Raw genomic sequence first — 13239 nt, 5'->3', positions numbered from 1 at the left:
CGATTGTGGAGGCGCGCCGGACGACGCGGGGTTTCACCCAGCTTCACCCCGCGACGACAGCGGCCCTGGTCAGCACTCCCGCTCGGCGTGCGCCATGGCAAGCAATTCCTCCGCGTGCGCTCGGCCGGTTTCCGTGTCGTCCAGCCCGGCAAGCATCCGTGCCAGTTCGGTGACCCGTTCGGTATCGGTCAAGGTGCGCACACCACTGCTCACGACACCCGCCGCATCGTCGACCTTGTCGACCACCAGATGGGTGTCTGCGAAGGCGGCGACCTGTGGTAGGTGCGTGACCACGATGACCTGGTGTGTGCGCGAAAGCCTCGCCAGACGGCGGCCGATCTCCACCGCGGCACGGCCACCGACACCGGCATCCACTTCGTCGAACACCATGGTGGCGCCACGCTCGGAGGCGGCGAGAACCACTTCGAGTGCCAGCATGACCCGCGACATCTCACCACCCGACGCACTGCGTGCGATGGGCAGGGCCGGCGCACCGGCATGAGCGGCGAGCCGGAACTCGACGTCATCGACGCCCGACTCCCCCGCGTGCAACGTACGGTCGCCCACGGGAAGAGGAGCGGAATCTCCCGTACCGGCCTCGCGGTCGCGTACGTGCACATCGAGCACTGCACGACCCATCGCGAGCCCGGCGAGTTCTTTGCTCACCGCCTTCGCGAGCTTGGTGGCCGCCTTACGTCGCGCCGTCGTCAGCGCACCGGCCGCGTCGGCGGTCGCCGTGGCTTCACTGTCCACTTCGCCTGCGAGTTTCTCGAGCGCCTCGGACGACACGTCGAGTCGCGACAGTCGTTCGCGCGCATCGTCCGCCCAGTCGAGCACCCCGTCGATGTCGGCTGCGTACTTGCGGGTGAGAGTCTTCAGTTCGGCCTGACGAGTCAGCAGCGATTCGAGTGCACCTTGGTCGGACGGAAGATCGCCCAGATAGCCGGAGAGGTCCGCGGTCACATCGGTGATGACCGTGATGGCCTCAGCCAACCGCGGCCCGAGTTCGCGCAACGCCGGATCGTCGCAGCCCTCGACGCGGGACCGGGCTTCACCGAGCAAGTCCAAAGCGGACGCGGCCTCTCCGGCGTCGGCACTGTCGTATCCGGCCAGCACGCCGTGTGCAGCCGCAGCCGCCTCACGCAGTGAGTCGAGATCCGACAGGCGTAGGACGTCGGCGACGATCTGTGCGTCCTCGCCTCGCTCAGGAGCGACCGAGTCGATCTCGTCCAGCCCGAACTGCAATCGGTCCGCTTCCTGGGCCAATTCGCGTGCCCGGTTCGTGCGGTCGAGGAGTTCGGCGCGGGCATCGAGCCACCGCCGCCGATGCGTGCGGTATCGCTCTCGCAGCGCCGTGATCGTCTTGCCGCCGAATCGGTCGAGGGCAGCACGCTGCTGGTCGGGACGCAGCAGCCGAAGCTGATCGTTCTGGCCGTGCACCGTCAGGAGCGGATCGGTGAACTCGGCAAGCAACCCGACCGGGATGCTGCGGCCCCCGAGGTGCGCTCGGGACCCCCCGTCGCTGTTGACGGTGCGCACCGCGATGATGCTGCCGTCGTCGTCGCGTTGTGCCCCTGCCGATTCGAGCAGTCGCGCCACTTCCTTCTCGACGTGACTGTTACCCCCGTCGACGCTGAAACGGCCTTCGACGACGGCGCGCGACGCTCCGACCCGCACCCGTGCCGAGTCGGCGCGCACGCCGGACAGCAGGTGCAGGCTGGTCACAACCATGGTCTTGCCGGCACCGGTCTCGCCGGTCAGTACCGTCAAGCCTCCGTCGAACCGGGCACTTGCCTCGGTGATCACACCGAGGTTGTCGATCCGGATCTCTGCGAGCACCTAGAGTTTCCTTCCCCGCCAGCCCTTCACCGGAAGTTCGAACTTGCGCACCATCCGATCCGCGAACGGTGCCGAATCCAGCCGTACCCATCGCACGGGATGTTTCCCTCGGACAACCTCGAGGCGGCCTCCGGCCGGGAGCTCGAGCGTGCGGCGACCATCGCAGAACACCAGCCCGGCGTGGCTTCCCGCGAGGGTCTCCACCGCGATGATCGATTTCGGGCTGGTCACGAGCGGACGTGCGAACAACGCGTGGGCGTTGCTCGGGATCACAAGTAGGGCCTCGAGTTCCGGCCACACAATCGGCCCACCCGCGGAGAACGCGTAGGCCGTCGACCCTGTCGGGGTGGCGATGAGCACGCCGTCACCGCCGAAGGACGACACCGGACGTCCGTCCACTTCGAGGACCACTTCGAGGACACCTAGGCGCGATTGGTTCTCGAGGCTGGCCTCGTTGAGTGCCCACCCGCGGTCGACGATCACGTCGTCGACGCGAATCGTCACGTCGAGTGTCATCCGGTTCTCGACCGAGTACTGCCGTCGCACCACCTGGTGCAGGGCTTCTTCGAGATGGTCGGCCTCAGCCTCGGCGAGGAAGCCGATCCGGCCCAGATTGATGCCGAGAACCGGCACAGACGCGTGTTGTGCGAGCTCGGCTGCACGCAGGAAGCTACCGTCGCCGCCGAGAACGATGACCATCTCGCATCCGGCAGCCGCATCTGGACCCGATTCGACGATCCGGATCATGCCGCCGGGAACTTCCACTGCTCCGGTGCTGATCGCTTCGTCCTCGAGGATGCGCAGGACGATCCCGGCATCGCCGAAGAGTTTCGCGACCCGCTGCGCGGTTGCGGCGATCTCCTCCCTGCCCGAGTGCGACACGAGCAGAACCTCGCGGCCCTGCGTCCCGGGCGTCGATTCGCCCGACCCTGTTGTCACTGAGGTCCTTCCTGCACCGCTTGCTCGATGAGTTCGACCACGCTCGGGTCGAGGTCTCCCGCTTCCGGCTCGCCCGCCCGAAGCCACAGGAAGTACTCGACATTCCCCGATGGGCCGGGCAGGGGGCTGGCGACCGCCCCCAGCGTGCGGAGCCCGAGTTTACGGGCGTCGCGTGCCACGTCCAGCACTGCTTCGGTCCGCAGTGCCGGGTCGCGTACGACACCGCCGCTGCCGACGCGCTCCTTCCCCACTTCGAACTGTGGTTTGACCATCGGGAGCAGGTCGGCGCCCGGGACAGCGCACCGGACGAACGCCGGAAGAACCAAGCGCAGCGAGATGAACGAGAGGTCTGCCACGACGACGTCGACCTGTCCCCCGATCGTCTCTGCGTCGATACTACGTACATTCGTTCGATCGATCACGTGGACGCGTTCATCGGACTGCAGTCGCCACACGAGCTGCCCGTATCCGACGTCCACCGCGGCGACCGCGGATGCGCCCTCATGGAGCAGCACGTCGGTGAATCCACCGGTCGACGCGCCGGCGTCGAGGCAGCGGCGGCCAGCGACCTGCAGGCCCGAGGGAGTGAACGCCTCGAGTGCACCGAGCAGCTTGTGCGCACCTCGCGACGCCCACGACACCTCATCGGCAACGTCGTTGACGATCAGTGGGGTGTTTGCCTCCACCGCCGTCGCCGGTTTCGTCGCCACGGTTCCGGCGATGAGCACCCGGCCCGCCGCGATCAGTTCGCTTGCGTGCTCGCGGGAGCGCGCCAAACCACGGCGCACCAACTCTGCATCGACCCGTGCTCTGCGCGCCATGTCAGATCTTGTCCACGGTCGACAATGCCTGGACGAGCACCTCGTGTGCCTGCTCGAGCAGCTGTGTCTGTCGGCCGATCGCAGCGGCAGGATCGCCGACGGAATCTTCCTCCCGGACGCGCGCAAGCAGGCGGTCGACCTCGATGTGCACAGCATCGGGGTCGACGCCAGGGCCGGCGCTGGGAAGGTGTTCTCCTGGACGTGGAATCGGCATGCTCATCGCCGACCACGCTAGCCCATGATCGATGCGACGGACACATCGCACAGCCGGTGTCAGGCGGTCGGAACCCACTGGGCCACGATACGGCGGGCGACTGCGTCCAGACCCACGATGGTACCGAAACCCGGGTGGGCCCACGCAATGTCGAGGACGCCCCGCAGCGCCGCCATGGATTCGTCTCCGGTGCCCACCGTGCAGTCTCCGTGTGGCGTGGATGTCAGGTGCAGATCGCCACCGTCGACGGCGACCGTCCACCCCTTCCCTGGCTCCACACGCAACTCCGATGCCGCCGCGTCCAGGCATTCCAGGGACGAGGCGACATAGGTGGGCCGCTGATGGGAGGGTGCACGCAGCAGATCCTCGATGGTGCTCACTCCGGTCAGTACCAGCAGCGAATCGACGCCGACTGCGTTCGCACCCTCGATATCGGTGTCGAGCCGATCACCGATGACGAGAGGGCGATTCGCAGAAGAGCGGCGGATCGCATCCTCGAGCAGGGGTGCCGCGGGCTTCCCGGCGACGATCGGTGTGCAGCCGGTGGCAGATTCCAGTGACGCGACCATCGAGCCGTTACCGAGGACGAGACCTCGCTCGGTCGGGAGCGTGGAATCGACGTTGGTCGCCACCCACAAGGCTCCCGCCCGGATGGCGAGCGTCGCCTCGGCGAGGATGCGCCACCCGGTGTCGGGAGAATGACCCTGCACGACCGCGACCGGCTGCACGTCCGCCGTCCGGACCGGTTCGAGCGACACCGCGGCGATTTCCTCCGCAAGCGCATCCGTACCGACCACCAGAACTTTCGATCCGGTGGGGATACGTTCGGACAGGAGGCGAGCGGCAGACTGCGAGCTCGTCACCACCGAATCGATGTCGGCGACGAATCCGAGCTCGTGCAGATGCTCCGCGACCTCGAGCGGACGCCGGCTGGCGTTGTTCGTCACATACAGCATGCGATCGGCGCCGCTGAGTGCGTCACGAGCTCCCGGGATTGCCTCCGCTCCCCGGTAGACGGTGCCGTCGAGATCGAGCAGCAGCACGTCGTACTGGGAGCGCAGGGTCTGCGAGCTCACAGGTTGTCTCCGGTGAGCTCGTCCACCCGGTCCTCTGCGTCGGTGACGCCCTCGAGATCGGCTGCCGCCGAATGCAGGAACCATTGCAGGCCTTCATCAGTACGACCGGCCGCCACCAGCGCATCTGCATAGGCGTAGAACAGGCGTGCCGCCGGGGTACCCGTCCGATCCGGATCGAGATCGGGCGTCTGCAAGGTCACTACCGCTTGATCGATCTGACCGAGATCCATACGCGCACCTGCGACGACGATGCGCAACTCCGACGCCTCGTCACCGCTCAGCTTGCGCGCATCCTCACTGCGGCCCAGTTCGACAGCCTTTTCGGGACGGCCGAGCCCGCGTTCACAATCGGCCATCACGGCCAGTAGGCCGGTTCCACCCGACATCCGGCGTGCGGCGCGCAGCTCGGACAGAGCTTCGGCCCACTCCCCGGCGTGGTAGGCCGTGATCCCCGCCGCTTCACGCACCACCGCGATACGGCCGGCACGCTGTCGAGCGGCACGCGCGTGGGACAGCGCGGCCCGCGGGTCGTCGTCGATCAGACGTCCGGCCATGACCAGGTGGCGCGCAACGGCGTTCGCGTTCGCCTTGTCCAGGCTCAGCAGATCGCGGCGGATGGTCGGATCGAGTTCCGACGCTTCGACGTCGTCGGGCAGGTCGGGTTCGTCCGGACGTGCCTCGCGGCGCGGCGGCCGAACTCCTTCGCGACCCTTGGGATCGAATCCGCCTTCGCCACCTCGCCGCCGGGGTGCTCCCCCACCGCTGTGGCGATCCGGGCCACTTCCACGGCGATCGCCCCCGCCGCCGTTGCGACGGTCGTCCCCACCACTGCGGCGATCCGCACCATAGCCGCCGCGGTTGTCATCACGGGGAGGTCGGTCGTCGGACGAGCGACGGTCGTCAGAAGATCGGTTCGGGCGTCCGGAGTACCCGGGACGGTCACCGCGCCGATCGTCACTGCCACGCCGATCGTCACTGCCACGCCGATCGTCACTGCCACGCCGATCGTCACTGCCGCGCCGGTCATCGTTGCGGCCGAAGCCGGAACCCTGACGCCCACGATCTTCACGGCGGCGGTCTACACCACCGCGTTCGGTACCGGACCGGTCCTGGCGCGGACGGTCACCGACCGGACGATCACTACGGGAGTCGCCCCCCTGGCGTTCCCCGCCTCGGCGATCACCTTCGCGGCGGTCGACACGACCACGATTGTCGTCCCGGCCACGAGCGGGCCGTCCCTCTCCGCCGTAGGACGGTCGGCGGTCGTCTTTCCGTTCTTCACCGCGGTCGTTGTCTCGCCGGCGGTCGTCGCCACTCCGGCCCGACCACGGAGTAGATCCTCCGCTTCGGAAGGACCTACGTTCACCGTTGCTGTCGGACACAGCAGAATCCTTTCATGAAAAACACGAAAGGGGACCCATACAAGTGGGTCCCCTTTCGGAACGGGTGTTCGGCGGCGACCTACTCTCCCACACCCTGACGAGTGCAGTACCATCGGCGCAGACAGGCTTAGCTTCCGGGTTCGAAATGGGACCGGGCGTTTCCCTATCGCTATAACCACCGTAACTCTATGAAACTATCCCGACGAAACGGGTGCTGTTTCAGAAACCGCACAGTGGACGCGTAGCACCTTCATGGTAAGTCCTCGGCCTATTAGTACCAGTCACCTCCACACATTACTGTGCTTCCAGATCCGGCCTATCAACCCGGTGGTCTGCCGGGGGCCTTACCCCCACAAAGGGGGTGAGAAACCTCATCTTGGAACAGGCTTCCCGCTTAGATGCTTTCAGCGGTTATCCCTTCCGAACGTAGCCAACCAGCCATGCCCCTGGCGGGACAACTGGCACACCAGAGGTTCGTCCGTCCCGGTCCTCTCGTACTAGGGACAGCCTTCCTCAAGTTTCTTACGCGCGCGGCGGATAGAGACCGAACTGTCTCACGACGTTCTAAACCCAGCTCGCGTGCCGCTTTAATGGGCGAACAGCCCAACCCTTGGGACCTACTCCAGCCCCAGGATGCGACGAGCCGACATCGAGGTGCCAAACCATCCCGTCGATATGGACTCTTGGGGAAGATCAGCCTGTTATCCCCGGGGTACCTTTTATCCGTTGAGCGACACCGCTTCCACATGCCGGTGCCGGATCACTAGTCCCGACTTTCGTCCCTGCTCGACCTGTCAGTCTCACAGTCAAGCTCCCTTGTGCACTTACACTCAACACCTGATTGCCAACCAGGCTGAGGGAACCTTTGGGCGCCTCCGTTACATTTTAGGAGGCAACCGCCCCAGTTAAACTACCCACCAGGCACTGTCCCTGAACCCGATCAGGGTCCGAGGTTAGACATCCAATACGATCAGAGTGGTATTTCAACAACGACTCCACAAACACTGGCGTGCCCGCTTCACAGTCTCCCACCTATCCTACACAAACCGAACCGAACACCAATACCAAGCTATAGTGAAGGTCCCGGGGTCTTTTCGTCCTGCCGCGCGTAACGAGCATCTTTACTCGTAATGCAATTTCGCCGAGTCTGTGGTCGAGACAGCAGAGAAGTCGTTACGCCATTCGTGCAGGTCGGAACTTACCCGACAAGGAATTTCGCTACCTTAGGATGGTTATAGTTACCACCGCCGTTTACTGGGGCTTAAATTCTCAGCTTCGCCACACAAGTGCAGCTAACCGGTCCTCTTAACCTTCCAGCACCGGGCAGGCGTCAGTCCGTATACATCGTCTTACGACTTCGCACGGACCTGTGTTTTTAGTAAACAGTCGCTTCTCTCTGGTCTCTGCGACCCCACCCAGCTCAGAGTGCAAGACTCATCACCAGACAAGGTCCCCCTTCTCCCGAAGTTACGGGGGCATTTTGCCGAGTTCCTTAACCACAGTTATCTCGATCGCCTTAGTATTCTCTACCTGACCACCTGTGTCGGTTTGGGGTACGGGCCATGTGAAAGCTCGCTAGAGGCTTTTCTCGGCAGCATAGGATCACTGAATTCACCACAACGGCTACGCATCACCTCTCAGGCTTCACAAGTGGCGGATTTGCCTACCACTCGCCCTACAGGCTTACACCGGCTACTCCACCAGCCGGCCCAGCTACCTTCCTGCGTCACCCCATCGCTTGACTACTACCACCGAAGGTCCCATGCATCCACAACCCCATCCCCCGAAGGGAACAGACCTGCTTCAGGACAGTTAGTACCGGTGATTCATCATGGGCGCGTTCACACGGGTACGGGAATATCAACCCGTTGTCCATCGACTACGCCTGTCGGCCTCGCCTTAGGTCCCGACTCACCCTGGGCGGATTAACCTGGCCCAGGAACCCTTGGTCATTCGGCGGACGAGTTTCTCACTCGTCTTTCGCTACTCATGCCTGCATTCTCACTCGCGTGGCCTCCACAACTAGTTCACACTGCTGCTTCCACGGCCACACGACGCTCCCCTACCCATCCACACCACTGCACACCATCCCGCAGGACAATGCGTGTGTTATGCGAATGCCGCGGCTTCGGCGGTGTACTTGAGCCCCGCTACATTGTCGGCGCAGGACCACTTGACCAGTGAGCTATTACGCACTCTTTCAAGGGTGGCTGCTTCTAAGCCAACCTCCTGGTTGTCTCAGCGATCCCACATCCTTTTCCACTTAGTACACGCTTAGGGGCCTTAGCCGGCGATCTGGGCTGTTTCCCTCTCGACTACGAAGCTTATCCCCCGCAGTCTCACTGCCGCGCTCTCACACCCTGGCATTCGGAGTTTGGCTGACGTCAGTAACCTTGTAGGGCCCATCGGCCATCCAGTAGCTCTACCTCCAGAGTGAAACACGCGACGCTGCACCTAAATGCATTTCGGGGAGAACCAGCTATCACGGAGTTTGATTGGCCTTTCACCCCTACCCACAACTCATCCCCTCAGTTTTCAACCTAAGTGGGTTCGGGCCTCCACGACGTCTTACCGTCGCTTCACCCTGGCCATGGGTAGATCACTCCGCTTCGGGTCTAGAACATGCCACTGCAACGCCCTATTCGGACTCGCTTTCGCTACGGCTACCCCACACGGGTTAACCTCGCGACATGCCGCTAACTCGCAGGCTCATTCTTCAAAAGGCACGCCATCACCACCAGCAGACCAAACTGCTCGACGGCTTTGACGGATTGTAAGCGCACGGTTTCAGGTACTATTTCACTCCCCTCCCGGGGTACTTTTCATCTTTCCCTCACGGTACTTGTCCGCTATCGGTCACCAGGGAGTATTCAGGCTTATCGGGTGGTCCCGACAGATTCACACCGGATTTCACGGGCCCGGTGCTACTTGGGTATTCACATCAACAGTCACCATGTTTTCGTCTACGGGACTCTCACCCTCTACGACAGGCCGTTCCAGACCACTTCGACTAACACGATGATTTCTTACTGTTGGCCGGCTCAGCAGCGCCGACACAATGAACCCCACAACCCCACAAGTGCAACCCCTGCCAGGTATCACACACCCATGGTTTAGCCTCTTCCGCGTTCGCTCGCCACTACTGACGGAATCACATGTTGTTTTCTCTTCCTGTGGGTACTGAGATGTTTCACTTCCCCACGTTCCCTCCACACCGGCTATATATTCACCGGCGGGTAACACGACATCACTCGTGCTGGGTTTCCCCATTCGGAAATCCTCGGATCACAGCTCGGTTGACAGCTCCCCGAGGCATATCGCAGCCTCCCACGTCCTTCATCGGCTCCTGGTGCCAAGACATCCACCGTACGCTCATAAACACTTACAACAAAGATGCTCGCGTCCACTGTGCAGTTCTCAAACAACACACAACAACCCCTACCGGAACCCGCCCACAAGCGAAGAACTTTCGTAGATCATCGTCGCTGATCAAACACGAACAACGTGTTCTCTCAGGACCCAACAGCGCACCGATATAACCACCACGAAACAAGACTGAGCCCGCTTCTACTGCAGTGATACTTGTCAGCGTTCCACCCATGAGCACCACCGGATTACATATGAATCCGAAATGGCTCTGCCTGCTCCCCCGACACCAACGTGTCGATCCGAGACAGGAAGTTGCTCCTTAGAAAGGAGGTGATCCAGCCGCACCTTCCGGTACGGCTACCTTGTTACGACTTCGTCCCAATCGCCGATCCCACCTTCGACGGCTCCCTCCACAAGGGTTAGGCCACCGGCTTCGGGTGTTACCGACTTTCATGACGTGACGGGCGGTGTGTACAAGGCCCGGGAACGTATTCACCGCAGCGTTGCTGATCTGCGATTACTAGCGACTCCGACTTCACGGGGTCGAGTTGCAGACCCCGATCCGAACTGAGACCGGCTTTAAGGGATTCGCTCCACCTCACGGTATCGCAGCCCTCTGTACCGACCATTGTAGCATGTGTGAAGCCCTGGACATAAGGGGCATGATGACTTGACGTCGTCCCCACCTTCCTCCGAGTTGACCCCGGCAGTCTCTTACGAGTCCCCACCATTACGTGCTGGCAACATAAGACAAGGGTTGCGCTCGTTGCGGGACTTAACCCAACATCTCACGACACGAGCTGACGACAGCCATGCACCACCTGTATACCGACCACAAGGGAAACCACATCTCTGCAGTCGTCCGGTATATGTCAAACCCAGGTAAGGTTCTTCGCGTTGCATCGAATTAATCCACATGCTCCGCCGCTTGTGCGGGCCCCCGTCAATTCCTTTGAGTTTTAGCCTTGCGGCCGTACTCCCCAGGCGGGGCGCTTAATGCGTTAGCTACGGCACGGATCCCGTGGAAGGAAACCCACACCTAGCGCCCACCGTTTACGGCGTGGACTACCAGGGTATCTAATCCTGTTCGCTACCCACGCTTTCGTTCCTCAGCGTCAGTTACTGCCCAGAGACCCGCCTTCGCCACCGGTGTTCCTCCTGATATCTGCGCATTTCACCGCTACACCAGGAATTCCAGTCTCCCCTGCAGTACTCAAGTTTGCCCGTATCGCCTGCAAGCCCGCAGTTGAGCTGCGGGATTTCACACACGACGCGACAAACCGCCTACGAACTCTTTACGCCCAGTAATTCCGGACAACGCTCGCACCCTACGTATTACCGCGGCTGCTGGCACGTAGTTAGCCGGTGCTTCTTCTGCAGGTACAGTCACTTGCGCTTCGTCCCTGCTGAAAGAGGTTTACAACCCGAAGGCCTTCATCCCTCACGCGGCGTCGCTGCATCAGGCTTTCGCCCATTGTGCAATATTCCCCACTGCTGCCTCCCGTAGGAGTCTGGGCCGTGTCTCAGTCCCAGTGTGGCCGGTCGCCCTCTCAGGCCGGCTACCCGTCGTCGCCTTGGTAGGCCATTACCCCACCAACAAGCTGATAGGCCGCGGGCTCATCCTGCACCAGTAAACCTTTCCACCACAGGACATGCATCCCGTGGTCGTATCCGGTATTAGACCCAGTTTCCCGGGCTTATCCCGAAGTGCAGGGCAGATCACCCACGTGTTACTCACCCGTTCGCCACTAATCCACCCAGCAAGCTGGGCATCATCGTTCGACTTGCATGTGTTAAGCACGCCGCCAGCGTTCGTCCTGAGCCAGGATCAAACTCTCCGTAAAAGACTCTTGATTTCACTCCGAAGAGCTAATCGGTCATAGACAAAAGAGCCAAATCACTAGCATTCAAACTCAAACTAGCAAAACACTGACCACCACAGACGGAAGAATGTGATGATCAGCAATCGACCACCGACAAAATCGGTTGGTCGCACCAAATAATATTGGCACTGACATTCATCGGCACACTGTTGAGTTCTCAAAGAACACGCGCTCACCATCGCCGCTCGAAATCACTTCCGACCAGCTCCGGGGCAACCGTTCCAACCTATCACAGAAGTTCTTGAAGGCCCAAACCCTCTTCGAACTTTTCCTGCAATTGCCCTTGCGAACGTGAACACTACCATAACCCCGACCCTCTCGGTTCGGGTTGGTGTCCCTGTCGCTCGAACGACGATAAAGTTACGCCACCGCTAACAGGGCGTCAAATCGCCTGGTCAGCGTCCTGATAGCGGTGGCGTAGCTTCGCGTCAGTCCCGGACGACGCGCACTCCGGCGAAGTTCCGCTTTCCGCGACGCACGACCATCCATTGGCCGTGGAGCAGATCGTTCTCCGACGGTGTCCAATCGTCGCTCGAGACTCTGACGTTGTTGACCGACGCGCCGCCTTCCTTCACCGTCCGCCGTGCCGCCCCCTTGCTCTCACACAGTCCCGTCGTGACGAGGAGATCGACGATGGTGCTCGGCTCGCCGGCCCGCACCTCCGAGACCGAGGCCTCGGTCAGCGCGGCGGCGAGCGTTCCCTCGTCGAGCTCCGCGAGGTCGCCACGTCCGAACAACGCAAGGCTGGCGTGCTCGACCGCACGGGTATTCGCTTCACCGTGGACAAGATTCGTCATCTCCGCTGCAAGACGCTTCTGCGCCTCGCGTGCGTGCGGACGCTCGGCGGTCGCGGTCTCGAGTTCCGCCAGTTCCTCACGCGACAGGAACGTGAACCACCGCAGGTACTTCATGACGTCGGCGTCTGCCGCGTTGACGAAGTATTGGTACCAGGCATAAGGGCTCGTCATCTCCGGATCGAGCCACAGGCTTCCACCACCGGTCGATTTCCCGAACTTCTTGCCGTCCGACGAGGTCACGAGCGGAACGGTCAGGGCATGCACCGAGGCTCCGTCGGTGCGTCGATTCAGTTCCACGCCTGCGATGATGTTGCCCCACTGATCGGACCCACCGACCTGGAGCGCGCACCCGTACTTGCGACGAAGTTCCACGTAGTCGTTGGCCTGGAGCAGCATGTAGCTGAACTCGGTGTACGAGATACCGTCGCCCTCCAGGCGGCGCTTGACGGTGTCGCGCGCGAGCATGACGTTGACGGAGAAGTGCTTACCGATGTCGCGTAGGAAGTCGACGACACTGAGCTGACCCGTCCAGTCGAGATTGTTCACCACCACCGCGCCGGTGTCGGGGTCGCCGAAGTCGACGAACCGTTCGAGTTGACCGCGGATGCGATCAGACCAGTCGGCGACGGTGTCGGCGGACTGCATGGTGCGCTCCCCCACATCACGCGGATCGCCGATCAGTCCGGTTGCGCCGCCGGCGAGCACTATCGGCCGATGACCGGCGCGCTGGAATCTCTTGAGCGCGAGCAGCGGCACGAGGTGACCTGCGTGCAGGCTCGGCCCGGTGGGATCGAATCCGGCATAGAGCGTGATCGGACCTGCATCGAGGTCCCGTCGGAGTGCGTCGAGATCAGTCGATTGGGCAATGAGCCCGCGCCAGGTCAGTTCGTCCAGAATTTGCTCAGTCACCCGTCGATCA

6 protein-coding genes, 3 rRNA genes and 1 pseudogene are annotated in these 13239 nt (G+C 62.3%); all 10 read right to left on the bottom strand.

Features of this window, described 5'->3' with window-relative positions; all coding sequences use genetic code 11:
- Window positions 1-69: 69 nt before the first annotated feature.
- The gene (recN, locus tag ACZ46K_RS17990) at window positions 70-1839 is read right to left on the bottom strand and encodes a DNA repair protein RecN (RefSeq protein ID WP_464743973.1); all 1770 of its coding nucleotides are present in this window, start codon (window positions 1837-1839) and stop codon (window positions 70-72) included.
- Window positions 1840-2778 carry an NAD kinase gene (locus tag ACZ46K_RS17985; protein WP_054806792.1) on the bottom strand — a complete coding sequence of 313 codons (939 nt, stop codon included), beginning with the start codon at window positions 2776-2778 and terminating at the stop codon, window positions 1840-1842.
- Window positions 2775-3599: a TlyA family RNA methyltransferase gene (locus ACZ46K_RS17980; RefSeq protein WP_054806791.1), complete on the bottom strand. Its 825-nt coding sequence runs from the start codon at window positions 3597-3599 to the stop codon at window positions 2775-2777. Before ACZ46K_RS17980 ends, ACZ46K_RS17985 begins: the two co-directional genes overlap by 4 nt.
- A 1-nt stretch (window position 3600) precedes the next feature.
- Window positions 3601-3819 (bottom strand): hypothetical protein, encoded by a 219-nt coding sequence (locus ACZ46K_RS17975; RefSeq protein WP_464743972.1) that lies wholly within the window; start codon window positions 3817-3819, stop codon window positions 3601-3603.
- Between the two features lie 53 nt (window positions 3820-3872).
- A complete protein-coding gene (locus tag ACZ46K_RS17970; protein WP_054810468.1) occupies window positions 3873-4889 on the bottom strand; it encodes an HAD-IIA family hydrolase in 1017 nt (338 codons plus the stop codon).
- Window positions 4886-5752: pseudogene (locus ACZ46K_RS17965) on the bottom strand (tetratricopeptide repeat protein); the annotation flags it as partial. The gene ACZ46K_RS17970 and the pseudogene ACZ46K_RS17965, both read right to left, overlap by 4 nt.
- 585 nt (window positions 5753-6337) lie before the next feature.
- Window positions 6338-6454 (bottom strand): 5S ribosomal RNA (gene rrf / locus ACZ46K_RS17960).
- 68 nt (window positions 6455-6522) lie between these two features.
- A 23S ribosomal RNA gene (locus ACZ46K_RS17955) occupies window positions 6523-9659 on the bottom strand.
- A 304-nt stretch (window positions 9660-9963) separates the two neighbouring features.
- Window positions 9964-11484: ribosomal RNA gene (locus ACZ46K_RS17950) — 16S ribosomal RNA — on the bottom strand.
- Together the 16S, 23S and 5S rRNA genes form the textbook arrangement of a ribosomal RNA operon.
- A gap of 467 nt (window positions 11485-11951) precedes the next feature.
- Window positions 11952-13229, bottom strand: a complete 1278-nt coding sequence (gene tyrS / locus ACZ46K_RS17945; RefSeq protein WP_464743971.1) for a tyrosine--tRNA ligase — start codon at window positions 13227-13229, stop codon at window positions 11952-11954.
- Window positions 13230-13239: the final 10 nt, after the last annotated feature.

The organism is Rhodococcus sp. JCM 9793, assembly GCF_055380405.1.
Note: the sequence above shows the minus strand (reverse complement) of the source record. Positions and strands in the feature narration are given on the sequence as shown.

Coding starts and splice junctions, on each gene's coding strand:
- ACZ46K_RS17980 (WP_054806791.1), bottom strand. CDS start 3,599: ATGGCGCGCAGAGCACGGGTCGATGCAGAGTTGGTGCGCCGTGGTTTG.
- ACZ46K_RS17975 (WP_464743972.1), bottom strand. CDS start 3,819: ATGAGCATGCCGATTCCACGTCCAGGAGAACACCTTCCCAGCGCCGGC.